This is a genomic window from Shewanella marinintestina (assembly GCF_023283845.1).
Lineage (GTDB): Bacteria > Pseudomonadota > Gammaproteobacteria > Enterobacterales > Shewanellaceae > Shewanella > Shewanella marinintestina.
This window is the reverse complement of record NZ_JAKILC010000013.1, coordinates 71,213-94,531: the sequence shown is the minus strand read 5'-3', so window position 1 is coordinate 94,531 and position 23,319 is coordinate 71,213. Positions and strand designations below refer to the sequence as shown.

General features: G+C 43.3%; 22 protein-coding genes. 13 read left to right on the top strand and 9 right to left on the bottom strand.

Going from position 1 to position 23,319, the window contains the following annotated elements; genetic code table 11:
- Positions 1-2 precede the first annotated feature (2 nt).
- Positions 3-1,556 carry an alpha/beta hydrolase gene (locus tag L2747_RS14535; protein WP_248999738.1) on the bottom strand — a complete coding sequence of 518 codons (1,554 nt, stop codon included), beginning with the start codon at positions 1,554-1,556 and terminating at the stop codon, positions 3-5.
- A 90-nt stretch (positions 1,557-1,646) separates the two neighbouring features.
- On the opposite strand from L2747_RS14535, the gene L2747_RS14530 reads away from it, so the two are divergent.
- From L2747_RS14530 to L2747_RS14510, 5 genes are all read left to right on the top strand, one after another.
- Positions 1,647-2,021: a GntR family transcriptional regulator gene (locus L2747_RS14530; RefSeq protein ID WP_248999737.1), complete on the top strand. Its 375-nt coding sequence runs from the start codon at positions 1,647-1,649 to the stop codon at positions 2,019-2,021.
- A gap of 45 nt (positions 2,022-2,066) precedes the next feature.
- The gene (locus L2747_RS14525) at positions 2,067-2,909 is read left to right on the top strand and encodes an ABC transporter ATP-binding protein (RefSeq protein WP_248999736.1); all 843 of its coding nucleotides are present in this window, start codon (positions 2,067-2,069) and stop codon (positions 2,907-2,909) included.
- Positions 2,906-4,210: a hypothetical protein gene (locus tag L2747_RS14520; RefSeq protein ID WP_248999735.1), complete on the top strand. Its 1,305-nt coding sequence runs from the start codon at positions 2,906-2,908 to the stop codon at positions 4,208-4,210. Before L2747_RS14525 ends, L2747_RS14520 begins: the two co-directional genes overlap by 4 nt.
- Positions 4,211-4,502: 292 nt before the next feature.
- Positions 4,503-6,299, top strand: coding sequence for an AMP-dependent synthetase/ligase (locus tag L2747_RS14515; protein WP_248999734.1), 1,797 nt, complete (start codon positions 4,503-4,505; stop codon positions 6,297-6,299).
- A 241-nt stretch (positions 6,300-6,540) separates the two neighbouring features.
- Positions 6,541-6,957, top strand: a complete 417-nt coding sequence (locus L2747_RS14510; protein WP_248999733.1) for an acyl-CoA thioesterase — start codon at positions 6,541-6,543, stop codon at positions 6,955-6,957.
- 43 nt (positions 6,958-7,000) lie between these two features.
- Here the strand turns inward: L2747_RS14510 and L2747_RS14505 are convergent, their stop codons facing one another.
- Positions 7,001-7,249 carry a GNAT family N-acetyltransferase gene (locus tag L2747_RS14505; RefSeq protein WP_248999732.1) on the bottom strand — a complete coding sequence of 83 codons (249 nt, stop codon included), beginning with the start codon at positions 7,247-7,249 and terminating at the stop codon, positions 7,001-7,003.
- Between the two features lie 39 nt (positions 7,250-7,288).
- On the bottom strand, positions 7,289-7,717 hold the full coding sequence (locus L2747_RS14500; RefSeq protein ID WP_248999731.1) for an acyl-CoA thioesterase: 429 nt from the start codon (positions 7,715-7,717) through the stop codon (positions 7,289-7,291).
- A gap of 104 nt (positions 7,718-7,821) precedes the next feature.
- Here L2747_RS14500 and L2747_RS14495 point away from each other — a divergent pair, with 104 nt between their 5' ends.
- Together L2747_RS14495 and L2747_RS14490 are read left to right on the top strand one after the other, a co-directional pair.
- Entirely contained in the window at positions 7,822-8,571 is a 750-nt protein-coding gene (locus L2747_RS14495; protein WP_248999730.1) for a DUF4344 domain-containing metallopeptidase, read from the top strand.
- A gap of 90 nt (positions 8,572-8,661) precedes the next feature.
- Positions 8,662-9,618 carry a hypothetical protein gene (locus tag L2747_RS14490; protein WP_248999729.1) on the top strand — a complete coding sequence of 319 codons (957 nt, stop codon included), beginning with the start codon at positions 8,662-8,664 and terminating at the stop codon, positions 9,616-9,618.
- Positions 9,619-9,679: 61 nt separating this feature from the next.
- Here L2747_RS14490 and mtnC read toward each other — a convergent pair whose 3' ends face one another.
- Complete coding sequence (gene mtnC, locus L2747_RS14485; RefSeq protein WP_248999728.1) at positions 9,680-10,360, bottom strand: acireductone synthase; 681 nt, start codon at positions 10,358-10,360, stop codon at positions 9,680-9,682.
- Positions 10,361-10,615: 255 nt separating this feature from the next.
- Between mtnC and L2747_RS14480 the strand changes: the two genes are divergently transcribed.
- Together L2747_RS14480 and L2747_RS14475 are read left to right on the top strand one after the other, a co-directional pair.
- Positions 10,616-11,455, top strand: coding sequence for a tetratricopeptide repeat protein (locus L2747_RS14480; RefSeq protein WP_248999727.1), 840 nt, complete (start codon positions 10,616-10,618; stop codon positions 11,453-11,455).
- A 33-nt stretch (positions 11,456-11,488) separates the two neighbouring features.
- Entirely contained in the window at positions 11,489-12,640 is a 1,152-nt protein-coding gene (locus L2747_RS14475; RefSeq protein WP_248999726.1) for an alpha/beta hydrolase-fold protein, read from the top strand.
- Between the two features lie 79 nt (positions 12,641-12,719).
- Here L2747_RS14475 and L2747_RS14470 read toward each other — a convergent pair whose 3' ends face one another.
- Positions 12,720-13,769, bottom strand: coding sequence for a murein transglycosylase domain-containing protein (locus L2747_RS14470; protein ID WP_248999725.1), 1,050 nt, complete (start codon positions 13,767-13,769; stop codon positions 12,720-12,722).
- 172 nt (positions 13,770-13,941) lie between these two features.
- Positions 13,942-14,118 carry a hypothetical protein gene (locus L2747_RS14465; protein WP_248999724.1) on the bottom strand — a complete coding sequence of 59 codons (177 nt, stop codon included), beginning with the start codon at positions 14,116-14,118 and terminating at the stop codon, positions 13,942-13,944.
- Positions 14,119-14,347: 229 nt separating this feature from the next.
- Here L2747_RS14465 and L2747_RS14460 point away from each other — a divergent pair, with 229 nt between their 5' ends.
- The gene (locus L2747_RS14460) at positions 14,348-14,962 is read left to right on the top strand and encodes a hypothetical protein (protein ID WP_248999723.1); all 615 of its coding nucleotides are present in this window, start codon (positions 14,348-14,350) and stop codon (positions 14,960-14,962) included.
- 522 nt (positions 14,963-15,484) lie between these two features.
- Here L2747_RS14460 and hutI read toward each other — a convergent pair.
- The gene (gene hutI, locus L2747_RS14455) at positions 15,485-16,711 is read right to left on the bottom strand and encodes an imidazolonepropionase (RefSeq protein WP_248999722.1); all 1,227 of its coding nucleotides are present in this window, start codon (positions 16,709-16,711) and stop codon (positions 15,485-15,487) included.
- A gap of 166 nt (positions 16,712-16,877) precedes the next feature.
- Between hutI and hutC the strand changes: the two genes are divergently transcribed.
- From hutC to hutH, 3 genes are all read left to right on the top strand, one after another.
- Positions 16,878-17,582 (top strand): histidine utilization transcriptional repressor HutC, encoded by a 705-nt coding sequence (gene hutC, locus L2747_RS14450; RefSeq protein ID WP_248999721.1) that lies wholly within the window; start codon positions 16,878-16,880, stop codon positions 17,580-17,582.
- Positions 17,583-17,679: 97 nt separating this feature from the next.
- Positions 17,680-19,344 carry a urocanate hydratase gene (gene hutU / locus L2747_RS14445; protein WP_248999720.1) on the top strand — a complete coding sequence of 555 codons (1,665 nt, stop codon included), beginning with the start codon at positions 17,680-17,682 and terminating at the stop codon, positions 19,342-19,344.
- 40 nt (positions 19,345-19,384) lie between these two features.
- Positions 19,385-20,917 carry a histidine ammonia-lyase gene (hutH, locus tag L2747_RS14440; RefSeq protein ID WP_248999719.1) on the top strand — a complete coding sequence of 511 codons (1,533 nt, stop codon included), beginning with the start codon at positions 19,385-19,387 and terminating at the stop codon, positions 20,915-20,917.
- Between the two features lie 461 nt (positions 20,918-21,378).
- Here hutH and L2747_RS14435 read toward each other — a convergent pair whose 3' ends face one another.
- Both L2747_RS14435 and L2747_RS14430 read right to left on the bottom strand, forming a co-directional pair.
- A complete protein-coding gene (locus tag L2747_RS14435) occupies positions 21,379-22,023 on the bottom strand; it encodes a DUF3157 family protein (RefSeq protein WP_248999770.1) in 645 nt (214 codons plus the stop codon).
- A gap of 722 nt (positions 22,024-22,745) precedes the next feature.
- Entirely contained in the window at positions 22,746-23,282 is a 537-nt protein-coding gene (locus tag L2747_RS14430) for a porin family protein (protein WP_248999718.1), read from the bottom strand.
- Positions 23,283-23,319 lie beyond the last annotated feature (37 nt).

Genomic DNA, 23,319 nt, shown 5'->3' with positions numbered 1-23,319 from the left:
CCTTACTTATTCAGGGCTGTTTGTTCGTCTGCATCAGTTGGAATAGCTTCTACCGTGCTGGCATTGAGATAGAAATTGCGGCGAATATCCTCACTTAGGCATTCAGCGTCTAATTCTGCTACCGAGCCTTGTTCAACTAATTCGGCGATTAAGTCATTACCACAAGACTGATATGCCACACCGTGGGTTGCATAAGGTGCGACAAAGTGCTTGGCATTACTGAGTTTTTCCATGGCGAGTTCCCCCCAGCTTGGTGGCGTAGCAGGGTCTAACTCACCTGATAGCAGTAAAGTTGGAATATCGCTGGCAATGGGTTGGCTAAAGCTGGCATCTACCGCTGGCATATTCCATACCGCACAAGACTCTGCAAAAGTTTTTAGCATCTCTTGACCAAAGTAGCTTTCATTGGTTTTAGCGCGTAATTCTGGGGTAATGCGTTGCCAATCTTCACCGCATACTACTGAGGCATGCATACCCATAGCGATACCGGCGTTATCAATCCCCATAGCATAGAGGCCGGTAATAGGCTGGAAATTGCCATTAGCTGCTTGATGAATCGCATGGGGAATAAGTGAGCGGGTACTTGGAGAATACAGGGCCATACGTAGCGAGCCTTTAAACTTGCTGCGGGTTAAGGTCAATTGAGTGAGTTCGCCAGTTAATGGATCCGGTACTTGGCTAATTTTGGGCGCCATTGCTAGCTCTGCATCGACTTTTTCAAGATCGCTTTTAAGGTCAGGAAATTGTGTATGGCAAAGAGTGTTGTTAGCGCAATCTTCAACTAACAAATCGAATGCTCTAGCGATGGCGTTGCCAATGGCTAATACACTTTGCTGCATAGGGACTACACCGTCCAAAGTTACCGTAGCTAGGCTTTGTGGATAATGACGCATATACAGCTGAGCCATACGTGTGCCGTAAGATACGCCATATAGGTGCAATTTTTGGTAGCCAAGGTGCTGTCTTACTGCTTCGAAGTCTTTAAGTGCACTTAAACTGCCATATTGAGTCACATCGGCATCAAGTTCATCTAAACATTTTTGAGTTTCAACTCGGGTGTCAAAATCACTTTCGTTAACTGCTAGCGCACTTTCAAAGCCGTCGCCAATGCATTGCAACGGGTTTGATTGGCCAGTACCGCGTTGGTCAATAAGAATGACATCTTCTGTTTGGCGCACTTTGCTAAGCATGCGATCGAAGCCTTTAGCATTTTCAATCGCTGACTGCCCAGGACCGCCTGCGATAGCGAGTAAGGCTTCGGACTTATTGTTGGGCTTGGTGGACGGCATAACCACGTAATGAATTTGGATCTGTTTGCCATTAGGTTTGGCATAATTTTCAGGAACTGAGATAGAGCCGCATTGCATCTGCTCAGATAAACCGTCTACATAGCACGCCTGTTGGTCGTTTGAGGTTGCTACCGCCGTTTGGGTGTCAGCTTGTGCAGAAGGAATAGCCAAGCCTGCTCCAAGTAGCACAGCAATGACTGCTGGCTTGTGGCGCCATAATGCAGGTGTTACCCGAGCGCATAATTGAGAGTACATTCCATGAAGCATGATACTGATTCCTTTTTGCAATTTAGCGTATCTATGTTAACTTTGTACTGTATCGGTGTATCAATGTATTAATACAGTGACTAAAGGCTAATGTTAGAACAACTAAATGTCAACCCTAGTAGTGGTGAACCCATTTATCGACAATTAAGCGAGCAGATTGTACGTTTGATTGTGGGGGGCCAACTGCAAAGTGAACAGGTACTGCCATCAGTACGGCAGATGGCTGAGCATCTAACCGTGAACCCGATGACGGTATCGCGCGCTATTCAGCAACTTGTAGAGCAAGGTTGGCTGGAGCGCCGACGTGGTCAGCCCACACGAGTGGCACTAAAAGCGCAAAATGAAGCTAGTAATAGCAACCAATTATTGATTACGCCTGTAGATGCACTCATTAAACAGGCGCAGCAATTGGGGATTGATTTGAATGGGCTGCAAGCCCTAGTAGGAGAACGCTGGCAAAAGTAAGCCGGATCTCGCTAAGCGAAAAGTAAGACCAAAGGACAATTTTCGATGGAAATGAAGCAAGCACCGACGTTGGCCTTTACCGAGGTTAGCAAAGATTTTGACGGCCAGAATGCGTTAACGTCACTGAGTCTGCAGTTATATCCTGGCATGGTAGTTGGGTTACTCGGCCAAAATGGGGCAGGTAAATCGACCTTAATGCGCTGTGCTCTGGGAATTATCGAACCCTCTTTGGGCGAGGTAAGCGTGCTCGGGAGTTCAGTGAAAGACTTAAGCTCAAAGCTCAAAACCCAAATAGGCTATGTACCGCAGCAACCTTTTGGTTACGAAGGTTTTAGCGTAGCAAAGGCGCTTGATTTACACCGTAGCTTTTATCCCGATTGGGATATGGCATTAGAGAAGGAGTGGTTGCAACGTTTCGATCTTGAACCTAAGCAGCAAGTGCAGCGCTTATCTGTAGGTCAACGCCAATCCTTGGCGCTCATCATGGCCATGTCTTACCGTCCTAAACTCCTTATCTTAGATGAACCCGTCGCAAGTTTAGATCCCATAGCAAGACGTAAATTTATGGCAGATCTGTTTGATCTCGCGATCGAATCAGGCTCTTGTGTGCTCTTCTCTTCTCATATCACCTCAGATCTTGAACGTGTTGCCAGCCATTTAGCATTGATTAAAAAAGGTGAATTAGTACTGTTTAAAGAGATTGATGAACTTCGAGAGCAGGTGCAACTACTGAGTTTGGAAGAGGGGACTCAATTACCGGCAGAGCTAAGCGTTTTGAATCGTAATGGTAATAAGGTGCTGGTGGATAACTATCAGCAGCAGTTTGACGGACTGATTAGTGCTGAGTCACTTAACCTTGAACAACTCTTCATGGAGCTACACTCATGAGTTGGGCGTTTATTCGTTCGGGTAAATGGTTAAAGGGCTGCTTGCGTTTATGGGTGTTTGATCTAGGTTGTGCCAGCTTTATTGGCGTTGGCTTCTTGGGTTTAGTTATGGCAATCGGCTTACCTTTTTTGCTGCCGGACGATGCAGAACGTAAAGTCGATACCTTAATCTTATTGATGAACATGTTTGTTGCCTCAACCTGTGTCGCAATTGCTTGGCAGATGAACCGGTTAGCGGCAACGGAATGGGCGAGTTTAGTACCACAGTATCGGCAAAGCGTGTTGTTGCAGGCTGCTATGCTACTGACTGTCAGCCTGATCATCGCCTTAGTATTTTTAGTCGCACATAATGCGCTTGAAAAAATAACCGAGTTACAATTAACACTGCTTTTTGGCTTAGGCTTTTTATACTTAAGCCTAACTAAGAGCAATGCGTTTCATTTGTCATTCTTGCTGTATATCTCCCTACCTATGGCGCCCTATTTAACTGACTTGCTGCCGTCATGGGCAGGCTTGATAATGCTACTTGTTATTGTGGCTTCAGCAATAATTTTATGGCGTAAGCTGTTTGCTTTAGGGTGGAATAGTAAAGCCCGTGCCGTGTATTTAAATGGCTTAGAGATGGGGTGGTTTTGGTTGCCTTCACCGCAGTCATTTAGTTTATTAAACCGTCTTGAACGCAGCTTGCACCCAGCTAACTATTTTATTGGTCCGGTGTTTAGCATCATGATTATAGCCATGCCGTTGTTTACCTTGTTGCTGGCTGTTGTTACGCATTATTTAGAGACACCGTTTCCAGTTTTGATTTTACTGGTGCAGTTCAATTGTATCCTATGTGGCATGTTGCACTGGACCCGTATTCAGCGTTGGCGTTCGGTTGAAAGCTTATTTGTACTACCAGGCTTTGATGGCAAGCAAGGTATGATAAATGCGTTTATGCAAGGACAATATCGATTACTGGCTATTTTGGTTGTAAGCATGGTGGTTACCGCAAGTTTAGTGAGTTTATTAAACCCAATGATTAGCCTATCCATTTGGCTGCATATTGTTTTAACGACATGTTTTGGCTGTGCCGCAACTTTAGCTTTTGGTTCTATGTGTCGAACATCTTTGCAGATCTCTGGGGTGATTTTTCTGGTTGGCTTACTTTCGGGCTGGGTTTCCGCAGGGTTATCCGATGTTGAAATTGGTCAACAGGTATGGAGTTTAGTGCAATGGGATTTGCTATTTTTGGCTGTTTCTTTATTTGCTTTGGGCTTGGCAAAGTACCGTTTATGGCGTGGTGATTTACTACAATCATAGTTTTAATACGGCCATGATAACGGTTAAAAACATAAAGATGATTAAAATTTAATCTGATTTGTTGCGTGAGTAATCAGAGCTAAAATGTACAGCTGTTAATAAATTATTTGTTTTTTAATTAAGATACTTAGCTTAAAAGAATAGTTGTTAAATATAGGCCGTCGACATCTCAGGACGGCCTTTTTTTGTGTTTGAGTTAACAAAAATAGAGCAAAAACTCTTAGTGTTTAGAGTTTCTTCGAGTAAACTTGCGTCAAAGCGGAACACTTGTAAGCTAAAAGGTAGCTATTTTATGTCGCTCGAGCAATATCACGTAGTACGATTAATACAGCAACAGAGCCAAGCACTTGGCGATGCGACTGCACTTGAAGGCTTCGAAACTTTAGCGCCTTGGCATCAAGTGAGCTGGGCTCAATTTGATACTATTACCTCTAAAATTGCACGAGTGTTGATCCAATTTGGTATTGAATCACAAGACCGCGCAATTATTTTGTCGCAGAACTGCCCACAGTGGACCTGTGCCGACTTAGGCCTATTGAAAGCTAAAGCTGTTGTTGTGCCTATCTACCCAACAAGCACGATGGAGCAGGCGGCTTATATCGTTAATGATGCAGCAGCAAAGCTGATTTTTGTTGGGGATGCAGAGCATTACTCAATGGCTTGCGATTTGATGAGTCAGTGTGACAGCTTGACCAAAATAGTGGTGTTCAATAAATCTGTTGAGCTACAAGATCCACAAAACCATTTCTATTTAGACGAATTACTTGAACGTGAAGTTGATGAGGCTGCAGATGCTGAGCTAACTAAGCGTTTAGGTGACACAAACCTAGATGATCTGCTGACCCTGATTTATACCTCAGGCACGACAGGCGATCCAAAAGGTGTGATGCTGGATTACCGTAACATCGCGTCTATGGTGCGCCAACACGATAACTTTTTACCATTCACACCTGGTGATGTGTCTTTAGCTTTCTTACCGTTAAGCCATGTTTTTGAGCGCGGTTGGAGCTTCTACGTATTATCACGTGGTGGCCATAACGTTTACTTGTCTAACCCTATGGCGGTTAAAGAAGCGATTGTACAAGTGCGTCCACATACACTTTGCGTGGTGCCACGCTTCTTGGAAAAAGTGTACAGTGCTGTACAAGATAAAGTAATCAAAGCCCCTGAAATGCGTCAGAAGATGTTCACTTGGGCGATGTCTGTTGGTCATAAACAGTCTGAAGTTGGTCAAGGTCGTCATAAAGCTTCTTTAGGCTTAAGCCTACAGTGGAAACTAGCCGATAAGCTGGTTTTCAGTAAGCTTAAGCAAGTATTAGGTGGTCGCCTTAAGTTTATGCCTTGTGGTGGTGCTGCACTGGATCCAAATGTTAGCGCTTTCTTCCAAAGTATTGATGTGCCGGTTTTGTGTGGTTACGGTATGACCGAAACTACTGCTACAGCAACCTGTAATACTTTAGGTAACCGTGTACCGGGTTCAAATGGTCAGGCAATACCAGAAGTTGAAATTAAACTGGGTAAAGACAACGAAATTTTAGTTCGTGGCGATACGGTGATGCGTGGCTATTACAATCGTCCAGAGGAAACTGCAGAAGCATTTGAAGATGGTTGGCTAAAAACTGGCGATGCAGGTCGTATCGATGATAATGGCAACTTGTTTATCACTGACCGTATCAAAGAGCTGATGAAAACTTCGAACGGTAAGTACATTGCACCGCAACGAGTTGAAGGTAAAGTGGGTTGTTGCCCATTCATCGAACAAGTTGCAATTGTTGCTGATGCACGTAACTACGTAACAGCGCTTATTGTTCCGGCATTTGAGTCGCTAGAAGCGTGGGCAAAAGAAAAAGGCGTCCACTATGAGTCACAGTTAGATCTGTTGCGTCATACTCATGTGGTTGAACATTTTGAGCAACGTCTTAAGACACTACAGAGCGAGCTAGCAGGCTTTGAAAAGATTAAGAAGTTCACCTTGTTGCCGGATGCATTTTCAATGGAAGCGGGTCTAATTACCCCAACCATGAAGCTTCGTCGTAAAGTGATTTACAACAAGTACGCACGTGAAATCGACAAGATGTATAGCCGTTAATACTGGCTAAAAGATTTGAATAAAAAGGCACGCATTAGCGTGCCTTTTTTTATGTCTGGAACATTTATGCCAGTCTTTGTGTAAAAGCCCATGGACGGATAGTGTTGGTATTTATGCCTGTGGACTAGTTAGCTTCCATTTGTGCATGATAGATTGAGGGCTAAGCTCTTCTCTGTGTGTCATTTATCGGTAGAATGATGACAAGACAAATTGATAATAATAACAATAAGGACCGTTACCTGTGTCTGAAACAGCATTTAACTTAACTCTACAACCAAGGTTCTGTGAAACTGATGCCTTAGGTCATATAAATAACACAGTGATCCCAGTTTGGTTTGAGGCGGCTCGCGAGCCTATTTTTAAGATCTTTAATCCGACACAAGATTTGTCGAAGTGGAACCTGATTGTGGCAGGTTTTACTATTGGCTTTAATGCACCGACTTATTTTGCAAGTGATGTTGAAGTGAAAACTTGGGTTAGCAAGATCGGTAATAGCAGTTTTGAGCTAACTCAAAGTTGCTGGCAAAACGGTAAAAAGACCGCAGAAGCACAAACTACTATGGTGCATTACGACTATTCGAGTGAAAAAAGCCAGCCATTGAGCGAGAGTATTCGTGAGCAATTGGCACTGTTAACAGGCGAGTCGCTCGCGGTGTAAATGTCTAAGGCTGTTAACCGTATTTGTTAGGTGGAAGTGAGTGTTAGCTGGTTTTTAAAAACTTTTGTACATACCAGCAGCTCGCTTCAACTTCCAATTGCTGTGTCTTAGCCCATTTTAAGCCATGGCGAACTAGCTTTTCTGCTAAGCCTTTGCCCCGAAGCTCTGGTGGCACATAAGTGTTGTTAAAGTTACAGCTATTATCATAAAGCTCATAGGCTAATACGGCTTGAGCACCATCAAGATTAATCACAAAACGGCTTTCATCAGTTAGGTGGGTCACTTCAGTCATCTAAGACTCCTATATGCGGTGCTTTAGTTTATGAGCTCTCTAAGCTTGCTCATAGGTTTGCAAAGCATCGATTAATGCTGGCGTAAGCTTGGCCTTTTGCCCTGTCTTAAAGTTAAACATTACCACCTGTGATGAACCCACTGTTGTGACTGCTTTTTGGCTTTGACTATACACACTGTAGTGCATCATAAACCGGTCATCTTTAATGTCACTAATACTGACGCCTACGGTTAAGGTATCTGGAAAAGTAACAGGGCGTTTGTAGCGAGCCTGATTTTCGCTTATCACAGGGCCTACGGCTGTTTTTTGTAACTCATCAAGTAGGTTTATTTGATTGAAAAAATCGATGCGAGCAGTTTCAAAGTAGCGAAAATAAACCACATTATTGACGTGCTGGAGGGCATCCATTTCGCCCCATGCAACAACAATTTGAGTGTTAATTGGGAATTGCTTGAGAAAGTTGTCCATAATGATCTCTAGTGATTTTATATTGATATTTAAACAAGTGTTTAACTTTTAGTCAGCATAACAGCATGTTTGGCTGGCAACAAGGTAAGGGTAACTTGGGTTATATGGAAAGAATTTTAAAAGTGTTGGCGGTCGGCGTATTGCTTTGTTTTGGCCAAAGCTGCAAAGCCGTTACCGTTAATCGATTTATTGAGACTGAAACTCGACAAGAGGTGCAGGCATATCGATTAATTAAAAAGATTGAGCCGCAGTTACAACAGCTTTATCTAGCACTGCCTATGGAACATCAGCTAACTGTTGTTTATGGGGCTCAAGATGGACCTTTATTTGATCCTGAGTTGATGCAGATTCAAATTCCTTATCACTTTGTCACTGAAGTGCTTAATCGATTTACCAATGATAATTATCAAGTAACCGGAGTCAGCCCAAAAGAGGCGACTCAAGATGCCATTCTACATACTCTAGGCCATGAATATGGTCATGCATATCTCTATGCTAATGAGGTAATCATACTTGGCCGTGAAGAGGATGCCGTCGATACCTTAGCAACTCTTTTACTCATTAATGCGTTTGAAAATGGTGCAGAGATCGCGTTAAGTGCTGCAGACCTATTTGCACTAGAAGATGAAGAAATTGATGAGTTGGTTGAAGATGATTTTAGTGGCGAACATAGTTTAGATGCTCAGCGCTACCACTCAACCGTTTGTTTAATTTATGGCAGTGATCCCGCCAAATATGCAGCTCTATTACAAGATTCTGCCCAGAGAGAGGATAGGGCGGCAATGTGCCAACAAGAATATGCACGTCAAAGCGATAATTGGGATAGGTTAATACGTCGTAATTCGGCTAAATAAATAGGTTGATAGACTCGCTCTAGTGTTGGTGAATTGTTAGAAAGCGTTTATTGTTGAACGTTATTTCACTTGCATGGATTAGCAACTTCAATGACGGCAACAAAAAAAATAATAAAAATGCCAAGGGTAGTGACGGATATAGGTGCTTCGTTTAAGGACTTGTACCAGCAATTCTCGAGCTTGGGTCAAAAGCTGTCCATATTGACCTTTGCTCAATACCTCTATTTATTCGCATTTCTGCTCGCTATTTTTTCTGACTCTTTTTCTTGGGTAGCCGCGATAACAGTATTGGCGCTTGCTATCGAGTTGTTGCCTCTATTTGAGCGAATTTGGCATAGCTTAATGGGTAAGGCTTTGTTGTTACTGTTTTATGCTGTGGTTGCTAATTTTGCATTGAGCTGGGCTGGCGGGGTCGTTAATGATGTTATTGGCGTGTCGGCAACACATTTTGCTTACACCCATAATTTAGCGATTTTACTATATATTCCTGTTTGGTTCGTGTTTATTACCGCATTGGTGATTCTAGCTGCTCAGCTGCTGGTGCCATTTTATTTTGTGTTATTTATTTTCTTAAAACCTATCGGTATAGCACTTCCGCAATTAACTCAAAATGCACACTTTCAAAAAACCACCTGGTTACTTAGATTGATGTTAGCCACTGGTCTGTTGGTACATTTAGTTTTATATATTGTGCCAGAGCTGGATGGCCAAGCTTTAAAGAGAAATTTAACCTCAGACATCTCGGTAGGTGTTGAGCAACCTTTGATTACGGTGAATACAGATGTAGGGACTGCTGAGCAAGAATTTCAAGATGAATATTTGCAAACCCGCTATAAATATCAATCCTTTGTACGGCAGATGATTGCTCTGTTTGCATTTGAGTTTGAAGCTGACAGTAAGTCTCGTTGCCAAAAAAGTGTCGATTCAAGAGTTGTTGAGTTAAACGATTATGAAATAATGGAAATCTATCAAGATGAAGCACAACAAGATGGGTTTCGCTTTGAGGTGAAAAAGTGTATTTCACCTGCATTTCCTGCTGATAGTTGATTTCAAAAAATAATAAAAAAGGGCCATCGAGGCCCTTTTTTATATGTTAATTCGCTAGTTATTAGTCGATCTTTAACTCGGCAAAGTTAGTAATGATTTTAAAGTCGCCAGTGCGCTGGCTGTCATCACGTACCATTTGTACAACGTTTAAGCCTGCTTCGTTAGCGGCTTTTAACTCTTCGAGCACGTCAGATACAAATAGGATTTGCTTCGGGCTAAGGCTAATCGTATTGACGATATTACAGTAAGCTTGTTTGAAACGTTTGTTGCCTGTACGGGTATCAAAATGGCCATTAAACTTGTCAGTTAAATCGCCCGCATCACTGTGGCTGAATAGCATTTTCTGGGCTTCGACTGAGCCAGAAGAGAAACTATAAACACGCAGACCTTGCTGTTTATAACCATCAAGTGCTTCGATAAAATCAGGGAAGATATGGCCTTTAAACTCTCCATTGGCATAGCCTTGCTTCCAGATTAAACCTTGTAAAGTTTTCAGTGGTGTGGCTTTACGATCTTCTTCAATCCACTGCAGCAAAATTTCAGTCACGCGAGCAAGATTTGCATCAGGCTCAAGCGCAATATCTTGCACGTCACAAATGCAGTTATCTACAAGTACATTATCTTTATTTTCTTCAAGAAAAGCGGGTAAGGCCTTAGCTGAATATGGAAAAAGTACATCTTCAATAAAGTTAAGGTCAGTAGTCGTACCGGCTGTATCTACAACAATGGCTCTGATACCCATAATATTTGGTCACTCCGCAATGTACATTGTACCAATCATACTGATTCAACTTGATTGGTTATTCTAATTAGTCGAGATCTGTTATTGCTCAGATCCTAAGCTGAATTACTTGCTTTGGCTAGTGTAATTATCACATGCACCCTAATAGATGCGGCGAATATTTTGGCATAGTTAATTCAGTATGATATTTGACACTTGGCTGGTTAAATATCATACTTTTTTTTACGTAAAAAGCTCAAGGGAAGGAGTTTTAATATGCGACTAGGATATATAACTTATTTTTGTTTCTTTATGACGGTATCGACATTACCTTTTTTTATGGCTAATGCGGTTGCCAAAGTAAAGGTTAGCTCTATCTCTATTATGGTTGAACCATGTGAAATGGCTGACTGTGAAAAGAATTTTCAAGAGTATAAAACCTTATCTCGTTATGGGCATTCTGATGCTATGTATACGCTAGCGGAAATGTATCGACTCGGCTACGGCACTGAGGTCGACATGCGTTTGGCAACAAAATGGTATCGACGTGCGGCTAAATACAACAATCCTTTTGCTGAATATAAAGCGGCGATTATTTATCTCCAAGATGGTGAACATCAAGATGTAGATAAAGCGATGAGGTATTTACGAAGCGCTAATCGCTCTGATTTGGCGGAGGCGGCCCACCTACTTGGTATGCTGTATTTGGAGGGGGACATTGTTGAAAAAGATATTGCAAAAGCAAAGTCCTATTTATCAAAATCTTATGAAGCTGAGCACCCTGATACCGTAGATCTATTGTCAGATTTAAGTGCTATTCAGTTAGATATGCAGTTAAAAAATCGCGCTACTTTGGCCAAAAAACAGCAGAAAAATAATGACGGTAACTCTAGTCGTATTCTCGCACCAACAGGTGAAATGGAAGTCATAGAAGTCAGAGCTCCTGAGCTAGAAGAAGTGTTTGTTTATCATATTGCTTTATTGAGAAGAAATATTCCAGATGCTACTCCTGGAACAGGCACCATGCTGAGAGGAAGATCATGTGGTGAAATGATTTCGTGTAATGCAGAAACTGACAGAGATCGTATAAGAGACTTCCTTATGTCGACTTGGTAAGTCATACGATAAATTCAAATATGGATATTTTTAATGATTAAACGGATATTTTTTCTAATTGTTGGCTTGAGTCTTTCTGCTTTTTCAATTGCAGATGAACACAATACTGCATTTGTAACACTGAACGTGACTTCCGATTTAATCGAGCCAGCAGAGTTTAAAGTGACTTTGCCACCTAGCTATGGCAAAAAAACAAATAAGCAGTATGTCGTATTATTTGATTTTCATCCTAGAAGCCAAGCGTTGCTCGCTGGTATGCATGATTGGATGAGCCATAACGGTGATTGGCCTTGGTTAGAGACTATTATCGTTACTGCGCCTGATGGCCATAAGGGGTTAGGAGAGTTAAAAACATTAGCTATTGAAGAGCAAGGTAATCAAAAGCTATTAGATTATCTTGAACAAGATCTACTGCCAGCTATAGATAAAAATTACCGCACTAACGGCTTTAAAATTCTAAATGGCTTTACAGGTAATGCAGGTCTCGGGCTGTACACTTTGCTCAATCGTCCACAGTTATTTAATGCCTATTTTGTCGCAAGCCCTGTTCTTAGTAAAGATTTTGCCTACGTTATTAAAGATGCGCCTAAAAAGCTTGCCGCAATGCAGGGCAAGCCTCGATTCTTGTTTATGAGCACCAGTGATAGCGGCTTTGAACAACGACAGCTAGCGTCGTTTGCTAAAATGGAAACCATAATCAAAACGAACAGTAATCAGGTATTGGACTACCAAATAAAGCGTTTTGATGGCAGTTACTATATGACTCAGCCTGTACTTGCCACAGCTTACGCAATTGAAGCTTTATTTGATGACTATCATAAAGTTTTAGCTGTAGATTCAGATGTTTCTAAGCAAGGTACTAATGCTATTTTAGCTCATTATCAGTATCTTTCTGAGCAAAAGTATGGCTTTAAAGTTCCTGCGACTAGCTCATTGATTAAGTTAGGTGATTCTTTTCTGGAGACAGAGCCAAGTAAGGCTGTTGCGGTATATAAGGTAGCGATTAGTGATGATCCCCAAGCTTATATAGCCTATGACGCAGTTGCAGGGGCTTATGCCAAGCAAGGAGAAATAGAGTTAGCGATTAAGTATCAAGCCTTGGCTCTAGATATTACTGATCATCCTTTTTATCAAAATAAGTACAACAATAAGCTGGCTAAGTATAAGCAGCAGAGCAAGCTTTAATAGGTAAGTTGCTAAGATTGATTTTTGATTGCAATGAAAACGATAGCTGCGGCTATCGTTTTAGTTTTTAGCCGTAAGGCTAGAGATACTTCTTCTGTCGACTGCTGACTTTTTTCAAGTAGTTACGCGTCTCTTCGCGGTTATGGCGATGAGTCAGAAACCAATAAAACTCGCTAACGGTCATCTTATTAATCCGCGCTAACGCTTTGGTGCGATTGCCGCGTGAGTCTAAGCTCTTCCATAGATTACCCGCACCGCCGTTATAGCTAGAGATCACCGCATATTCGCGTTTTTTAGGGTGAGTGATGCCCTTAAGGTAGCGGCTTGAAAGGATCTTTAAGTAACCTGTACCGACCTCAATATTCTTCGCCGGATCATAAAGGTACGCCGACGATGGCGTATGCTTATAGCCTTGAATTAAGTTGAAGTAATCGCGCCCTGCGGTATTGGCCTTAATTTGCATTAAACCAAGCGCATTAGAGCGTGAGCGCGCCAGTGGGTTAAACGAGCTTTCAGTCTCGATAATTGCCATGATCAAATCGGTGCTAATACCATGTTTACGGCTCGCATTGCGGGCATAGTTAATATACTTATTGCCGGCAATAGTGGTGTGCTCTTTCACCATGTGGATAGCCACTTGAAAGCGTGAGTTGCTGCGCTTGCTTTTACTTACTAGGTAGTCGGCATAGCGTGATGCACGCCATTCAAACTCAATGGCTTTGCCGTCTTTATCGAGTACCTGCCCCCAAAAGAAGGGCTTTTTCTTTTTGCTGATTAAGCCAAAGTCTTCAGCGGTTTGTGCATCGATAACAGTTGGATCAATTTGGGTTAATAATACTTGTACGACAGCTTCTTTAAGCTGCGCTTTAGTGCGGGTTTCTACCAAGATCAAACCCCGTTTAAAGTCGACATAAGTCGAGGCTTGCACGCTTTCTTTATATACCAAAACCGATGGCACGATAGGTCGTGAGTAAGAGTCTTGGCCTTGATATTCCTGTAGCAGTGCTGCGACATCGTCTTCGTAGTCGTTTAGGTCTAATTCACTACTATTAGCGCTAGCGACATTCGCTATGGTGATAGCGGTTACGCTGCAGATCGCAATGAGTAGTTTGGATAAGTATTTAGACATTTATCAGCAGGTTAGAGTTGGTATGTTTTGATTATACATTGGTATTTGCTATCCGCCTCATAGTTGAGGTTTGATTTTTCAAACTTTGATAGAGCTATCAGGCTACGCCTGAACTCTATAGTTAGACTGCGTCTAACAACCAAAGTCGTGGGATTCCATCCCACATTTACGGCTAATCAAACTTCGTTTGATAAAGGTCGTGAGCTTCCAGCTCACACTCGGCCAAAAGGGGATCAACAGCAATCCCCTCTTGGCCATTTCTTTCATAAAGAGTCCCTGCCGCCCCGACGAAGTTGTTGATCCTCATGCTCCAATAAAAATCGCCTAACGGCTCAGATGGGACATCCATGTCCCTCCGAGCCTGAACCATCATCCATGATGGTTCTACGGCATTCTTGAAGGTGAAGAGTTATCTACGCACTTCGGCAACTCCGATGGGGAATAGGTGTTTCCCGTGAGTGTGGTGCGATTTTTATATCAAAAGTAATTCTAGAAGAATTAATATCAAGAACTTAGGTTGGACACGCTTTGAATGATTTTAATTTATAACGGTAAACCTTGTAGGTATACAGAGCAAAATGAATAACGAACAAAGAGAAAAAATCAAGTTAAAGCAACGTGTTGAAGGTTGGGTTACGGATCGTCTGACGCAAAAAAAGTACCAAAATTTAAATGGGTTGCGAGATAAGGTTATACGCGAACTAGCGGATAGTATTTCACTTCAATATGGTGAAAATCGAGAAGATGTAAAAGCCTTTTTGAATAACAACATTCAGAACTTCGAGTTTGAGTCTGAATATACAACTGTAGATAAGGAAGTCGCTTTAGTCTTGAAAGAATACTTGGGTGGTAAGAATCCGTTTAAACAAAAGCAAGGACGAAAGAGAAACACGGAAAGAAATTGGGCTGCTTTATATGCACTTTATGTGACAGGCAAAGAACACGCTGTTACTGAACAGTTTTTTCATGGTAAAGCTTCAGACTTTAGAAATAGCATTAAATCTATGACAGAAAAAGGAACAATTGAGGATGCTTTGAGAATGATAAAAGCATATGACGATATGGAAGGTGTTATAGCGAGTCCTGAAACTGAAAATACGCTAGGAAGAAAGCAGTTTAATGACTGGTGGGATAAAAATAATTCGGTAAATAGGATTAAATGGCTAAAGGAGAATATCAAGAAGGGAAAATAAAGTTTTTATTTTCCCTGTTTATTCGCTTTTTTCCTTACGCATAATTACTGACAGAACAATCAAATAGCTGATTAGAGGTAAAGTGATATGCGTAAACTAATTAAACTGCTTAAGTCTAAAGTGAACCCTTGGGAGCTTGTGCGATTGCTGATTATATCCATTGTACATTTGCTCCTATGCAACAAGTAGTCGTACTAAATCTGCAATAGTCTGAGAGTAATGCTTTCTAACCAGTGTAGATGCGGCTGTGACCGTCCATGACATGGACGTCATGGCCGAGCTTCCAGGGATGGGTTTACAGCGTGTCACGGCAGCGTCTGCACATGCGCCGACCGCAGGTCATTGGGTGCATCAGATGTAGAAAGCCACACCAGAGGTTATTAGATACAAAACCCTGTCCCGCACCAGCTGCAGGCAATTGGAACCACGGCTGCCGGAAGCCACTCCGAAGTTCCAAACACAATAACAATAAACAGCAACACCAAAACGATGAAAAATGCCTCATCGCTCAGGCATTCCCATCTACTGGTGCACTAGGTGACCACTTTTCACCACATCCACACACGAGGCCACACCATAAGTGTATGCTAACTCCGCTGGCGTGCTGATATTCCACATGCAGAAATCGGCGATCATGCCGACCTCAATAACGCCGACCTTATCTTCAATACCCAAGGCTTTGGCGGCATTGCGGGTCATGCCTGCTAACGCTTCTTCTGGGGTTAAACGCAGTAAGGTACAGGCCATATTAAGCATTAATAGGCTTGAACAAAGTGGTGATGAGCCGGGGTTGTAATCGCTGGCAACCACCATAGGCACCTTGTATTTACGCAGTAAATCGATAGGTGGGTGCTGGGTTTCACGTAAAAAGTAAAATGCGCCGGGCAATAGCGTGGCGCAGGTGCCACTCTCGCTGAGGGCTTTTACGCCGTCTTCATCTAGGTATTCAATATGATCCACTGACTTGGCGCCTAGCTTGGCTGCGAGGGCTGAACCGCCCATGTTAGATAATTGCTCGGCATGCAGTTTGATTTGTAGCCCTGCAGCTTTTGCTGCGGTTAGCACACGCTCGGTTTGCTCAAGGTTAAAGGCGATATTCTCGCAAAATACATCGACTGCATCGGCAAGATCTTCGGCAATGACTTTCGGCAGCATCTCGTTGATGACTAAGTCTACATAAGCATCACTATCATGTTTATATTCTGGTGGGATCGCGTGCGCGCCTAAAAAGGTGGTTTTAACATCCACATGGTGGTGTTTGCCTAGCTCACGGGCAACGCGGAGGATCTTCAGTTCGGTTTCGATATCTAAGCCATAACCTGACTTGATTTCCACTGTGGTGACACCTTCTTTAGCCAGTGCGTTTAGGCGTTGGCGGCCTAGTTCAAATAGCTCAGCTTCGTCGGCTTCACGACAGGCGTTAACGGTTGAAATGATGCCACCGCCACTGCGAGCGATCTCTTCATAACTGGCACCTTGCAGGCGCAATTCAAATTCATTGGCGCGATTGCCGGCAAACACTAAGTGAGTGTGGGCATCAATTAATCCCGGGGTGATCCAGCCGCCTTTGCCTTTGTAGATTGGCGTGGCGAATACATCAAATTCTGGCAGGTCGCTGCGTTTACCGACCCAAGCAATTTTACCATCTTGAACCGCAAGGGCTGCATCGGTAATTGCACCGTAAGGCTCTGAAATATTTGGCGACATTGTAGCGATATTGATATCTATCCAGACTTGATCCCACGACATGATGCAGTTCTCTTTTTGGTTGCTTTTTGCTGTATAGGAATACTAACACTAAAAATAATTTGTGAGCTAGCTTGTATTTACTTGTATATACAAGCTAGGATTGTAGCCGAGTTTTTGAGCACGTTAAACAAAAAAGCACCTAAAGATAGCGACAATAGGATGGCCAATGGCAACGCCAAAATTTGAAGAGATCAAGCAATACATTTTAACGCAAATTGAATCAGGCGAATGGGCTGAAGACAGCCGTGTGCCATCAGAAAACCAATTAGCAGAGTTGTTTGACTGTAGTCGTATGACGGCGCGCCGTGCATTAACGGAGTTAACAGAGTCGGGTGTGTTAGAACGCTCTCAAGGCTTGGGGACTTTTGTTGCAGGCTTAAAGTCGCAGTCCTCAATGATGGCTATTCGCAATATTGCCGATGAAATTAAAGATCGTGGCCATGGTTATAGCGTACAACAAGTGCTGCTCACACAAACGGTTGCAACCGGCGCGATTGCCATAGCCTTAGGGCTTGAAGAAGGCAGCCAAGTTTACCAATCTGTATTAGTGCACTGCGAGCAAGGTACGCCACTGCAACTAGAAGAACGTTTCGTTAACCCTAGATTAGTGCCTGAATATTTAGACCAAGATTTTACCAAGCAAACTCCCCACGAATACTTGTCTATGGTGGCTCCGCTAACTGAAGCTAAGCACACCATTGAAGCCAAAATGGCTGATATAGCTCAACTGGCGCTGCTGGAAATTGCCGCTGTTGAGCCTTGTTTACAGATCACTCGCCGCACTTGGTCGCGCCAAGGTGTGGTGAGTTTTGCACGTTTAGTGCACCCAGGAAGTCGTTTTAGATTAGGTGGTCATCTGACGTTTAGTTAGCGCCAGTTGCACACGGCTCTTAGAGCAAAGCAGTAAATATAAAAGCTTCACAAGCAGATAAGAAAAACATAAAAACAAATTGAACGAGGTAGTACCGATGGATAAGAGACACGATCCAAGCCGCCGCATTATCGCGCCGACAGGAACAGAGCTAAGCTGCAAAAGCTGGCTGACCGAAGCACCGCTACGTATGTTGATGAACAACCTACACCCAGATGTAGCTGAGCGTCCTGAAGACTTAGTGGTTTACGGTGGTATTGGCCGTGCAGCCCGTGATTGGGAATGCTACGACAAAATCGTTGAGGTACTACAGCGCCTTGAAGAAGATGAAACGCTGATGGTGCAATCGGGTAAGCCTGTGGGCGTATTCAAAACCCACAATAATGCACCGCGAGTGATTATTGCTAACTCAAACTTAGTGCCGCATTGGGCTAACTGGGAACACTTTAACGAGTTAGATAAAAAAGGTTTGGCTATGTATGGCCAGATGACGGCGGGTTCTTGGATCTACATCGGCTCGCAAGGCATTGTACAAGGCACTTACGAGACCTTTGTGGCTATGGCTAAGCAGCACTTTAATGGCTCTTCTGCTGGCAAGTGGATCTTAACTGGCGGCTTAGGTGGCATGGGCGGCGCACAGCCGCTAGCAGGCACTATGGCGGGTTACTCGGTATTGACCTGTGAAGTGGATGAAACTCGCATCGATTTCCGTCTACGTACAAAGTATGTCGATAAAAAAGCCACCACCCTTGATGAAGCTTTGGCAATGATCGATGAAGCTAATAAGAGCGGTAAGCCTGTTTCTGTTGGCCTATTAGCTAACGCGGCTGACGTATTTGCTGAGTTGGTTGAGCGCGGCATTACTCCAGATGTGGTGACTGACCAAACTTCGGCGCACGATCCGCTAAACGGTTACTTGCCGCAAGGTTGGACGCTAGAGCAAGCCATCGAGATGCGTAAAACTGACGAAGCTGCTGTGGTAAAAGCGGCGAAGCAGTCAATGGCTGTACAAGTTAAGGCGATGCTAGCTCTGCAAGCAGCAGGCGCTGCAACAACCGATTACGGTAACAACATTCGCCAAATGGCATTTGAAGAGGGCGTTGAAAACGCATTCGACTTCCCAGGTTTTGTGCCAGCTTATGTGCGCCCTCTGTTCTGTGAAGGTATTGGTCCGTTCCGCTGGGTGGCACTTTCTGGCGACCCTGAAGATATCTACAAGACCGACGCTAAAGTGAAAGAGCTTATTCCTGACAATCCGCACCTACATAACTGGCTGGATATGGCGCGCGAACGCATTGCGTTCCAAGGTTTACCATCGCGCATCTGTTGGGTAGGTCTAAAAGACCGTGCTCGTTTGGCACTCGCCTTTAATGAAATGGTTAAAAATGGCGAGCTTTCTGCGCCAATAGTCATTGGTCGCGATCACTTAGATTCTGGCTCTGTTGCCAGCCCGAACCGTGAAACAGAATCTATGCTTGATGGCTCTGATGCGGTATCAGATTGGCCATTAATGAATGCACTGCTGAATACGGCAAGTGGCGCAACTTGGGTATCGCTGCATCACGGTGGTGGTGTAGGTATGGGCTTTAGTCAGCACTCTGGTGTGGTGATTGTGGCTGATGGTACTGATGACGCTGCTGCGCGCTTGGGTCGCGTGCTGTGGAATGACCCAGCAACGGGCGTAATGCGTCACGCTGATGCGGGCTACGATATCGCTAAAAATTGTGCAAAAGAGCAGGGTCTAGACCTGCCAATGCTATAAGCCACTCACATCGAGCAGTATAAGAATAAGAGGCATTTAAATGAGTCATTTAGTATTAACTCCGGGTACCTTAACCCTTGCGCAAATCCGCGAAATTAGCCGCGGTAAAGTCACACTAGAACTAGCCGAAAGCGCTATCGCCGATATCAACACTAGCGCAGGCTTAGTGCAGCAAGTATTGGACGAAGGCCGTACGGTTTACGGTATTAACACCGGCTTTGGTCTGCTTGCCAACACTAAGATTGCTGCTGATGATTTACAGCTGCTGCAACGCTCAATCGTATTGTCGCACGCAGCAGGTACCGGCCAATACATGCAAGACGCCACAGTGCGCTTGATGATGGTATTGAAGATTAACTCGCTAAGCCGTGGTTTCTCTGGCATTCGTTTAGAGGTGATCAACTTCCTTATCGCCTTGGTTAACGCCGGTGTTTATCCATGTGTACCAGAAAAAGGTTCTGTTGGTGCATCGGGTGACTTAGCGCCGCTATCGCACATGTGTTTGCCACTACTTGGCGAAGGTGAGATGAGCTATCAAGGTGAGCTAATCACTGCGGCTGAAGGTCTAGAAATTGCTGGGCTTAAGCCAATCGAACTTGCTGCAAAAGAAGGCTTAGCCTTGCTTAACGGTACGCAAGCGTCAACGGCATTGGCACTGGAAGGCCTGTTTAACGCAGAAGATCTGTTTGCAGCAAGCTCTGTGATCGGCGCTATGAGCGTTGAAGCGGCAATGGGCAGTCGTAGCCCGTTTGATCCACGTATTCACGCGGCTCGCGGCCAAAAAGGTCAGATTGATTCAGCTGCAGTGTTCCGTCACTTGCTTGGTGATGAGTCTGAGATCAGCCTAGATCATGTTAACTGTGAAAAGGTACAAGATCCGTATTCATTACGTTGTCAGCCACAGGTATTGGGTGCATGTTTGACTCAAATTCGTCATGCGGCAGAAGTGCTAGGCACTGAAGCTAACGGGGTTACTGATAACCCGTTAGTGTTCCAAGACACAGGCGATATTATTTCGGGCGGTAACTTCCACGCCGAGCCTGTAGCTATGGCTGCAGATAACTTGGCGATTGCGATTGCCGAGCTAGGTTCGATTGCAGAGCGTCGTATTGCACTACTTATCGATTCAAACCTATCTAAGCTGCCACCGTTCTTGGTTGAAAATGGCGGGGTAAACTCAGGCTTTATGATTGCGCAGGTGACTGCCGCAGCATTGGCATCAGAGAACAAGACTTACGCTCATCCAGCATCAGTAGATAGTTTACCAACTTCGGCTAACCAAGAAGATCACGTCTCGATGGCGACCTTCGCGGCGCGTCGTTTACGTGACATGTCGGAAAACACTCGTGGTGTGCTGGCGGTTGAAGTTTTAGCTGCAGCGCAGGGCTTAGATTTCCGTGCACCATTGCAACCAAGTGTGGCAGTTGCACAAGCAAAAGCCGAGTTACGTGAGCTAGTGACTTACTACGATAAGGATCGTTTCTTCGGCCCAGATATCGAAGCGGCAACAGATCTACTGCTAACCGCAAGCTACAACGCTTACCTGCCAGCAGATATCTTGCCAAGCCTGTAAGTGGCTAATTGACTGTTATAAGATCATTAGTGAAAAGAGCCTACGGGCTCTTTTTTTTTGGCTGTCTCTCTGTGAAAATATGCTTAGGTGTTTTTTTCAGCTGACTTTGGTAGTAATTTGTTGCTGACGGAAAAGTAGCTCGGGATTATTTTTAATTTAAATTAAAACAAAATCATCTGTATAATATTGTGAATAATATATCGATAGTCGTGTTGTGCAATATACTGTGCAAACCTTTGTAATCCGATATGTGTGAGTGGGTGTGTGTCGATATGCTTACTTTTTTATTCGGTTTTATTTTTTGTTTTTATAATGAATTTTTATCATGATTTTGGTTTGTAAAATAAAAATATTTAATAATAATCTGACTAGAGTGTGGGAGTAAAATATAAAAAAGCCTGCTTGGATAAACTAAGCAGGCTTTTATTGTTCTATTGGTTGAACTTGTGTTTGGAAAGGTATTACATACGTGAATCCATCTCACCCATTTTTAAGCTCATTAACTGTTTTGTCCACTGCTTCTTGTCGATGCCTTCTATCCAAAATACGCGACTCTCGCGAGTTTGGCCTTTACGCAAGTAGGAGTCTGGCATTCTAAAAATGGCCTGCCATGCTTTAACATCCTCTTTCTTAATCAGAAGACCTGAGTCAGCAAACAAGCTAATTTCAAGTTCGATCATGACATAGTGTTCTGGGCTATTGCTACTGAGTTCAAAGGTAAGTCCTAGACGGCCATCATCATCCCACTGGCTATTAGCAAAACTGATTTTTACACCGCTTTTGGCAGTGGATTTAAGTAGGGCCGATTGAGCGATAGCGCTAGAAGTGAGTGTTTCTTTAGTTGCAGAATTTGGAGCATTTTCGGTAATTGTTGCTGCGGTATTTTTTACCGTCGAAGCAGCAGCAACAGTTGCAGGTAAAGTTACTGGTAGTGCGGTATCTGGCTTAGCTTGGCTTTCTAAAATAACGTATTCCCAAGTGAAATCATCATTGAGCTTTACGGTAGCACCATTCTCTAGGGTGACTCTTGTCACCTCTGCTGCAAAGGCTGGAATGGAGCTGATTAGTAACGCTATAGAGGCGTAGATTCGTAGGGCTTTATACATGGCAATTAACCTATTTAAGTTGATTGCTCTAGCATAGACAAACTGCGATGGGATTAATACCAATTGCATTAAGAATCTATGCATTCAGTGGAAATTCAAAGCACTGAAGGCAAGCGTGAAACTTGAAGCCAATATAGAGAGCTATCGCGCAACTAGTGTTAAATTGATGATTAGACAGAACATAAGCTCAAACAGTCTTTTCGCTGAACGGCACCTTTGCTAGCTGGATGATAGCAATGCTATCGATTACACTGCCTGCAAAATTTAAACTGCAGTTAACATCATAAAATAAAAAATATTGTGATTATAATTGTTGGAGCGTTATTAAAGAAGGGAATCATGAAGGTATTAAATTGCATTATCATTACGACTATTTTTCTTGGTCTATCTTTTGTTGTTATAAATCTAATTATAGGTGCCGTTAAAACCGCAGATTATACGGAATCATGTGTTCATGTAGATAATCCCTTTTTCACCCAACACAACTTTTCCGGTAATACACCTTTCACTTCTTTTAAAGCGGGGAAATATCAAGCTAAAGGTTCAGTTCTATATTGTAGAACGTTTAATTACTTTAACTGAGTCTTAGCTAAATAACGATAGCAGCTATACCGCTTATTTAAATTGGCTAACTGTAAGTTTCACTTGCTGCATCTTAATAAAGTGATACAGCAAGTAATTTGAAGTAATTTAATGCGGGCTTGAAGCTGTCGTACTCATGCTTACATTGAGTAGCCAATGCTTATTACGGCTGATTCGGTAGCTGAGTTATATCCGGCGCCAATCATAACATGCTTACCTATGACGTAGCGTAGACCAATTTCCGCGCCCCAAGTGGTGTCTTTATCGGTTTCCCAAACGGGTTCTGCACCGACAACATAAGGCACAATGTTAGTGGTCGAAGAATATTCTGAGGTATAAGCTGCAGCACCGCCGTAGATGCTTAAATCTGCAGTCAATGTATAACTCAGGCCAAAGCGCCATAGCGAGTCTTTAGTATAAGCTTCACCCGGTGGCTCAACATAAACGTCTTCTTTCTGACTTTGGGCATAACCAATGTAGTATCCCCAATTGGCATAGTCGCGATCATAGTGGCGCGGAGCGAAAGTGATGCCATACATATCTTCAGTCGCTGGAATATAGTCTAAAGTTATAGCCATAACTGGAGCGGGTTTAGTTTCTGTTTCCAGGCTAAAATTATTGGCCATAGCGTTAACACTACAACAAGCGATTAAGCTAGCTAGCAATAATCTAATCATGCTTCTTTCTCCAACGTCAGACTTATGGCGATAGATT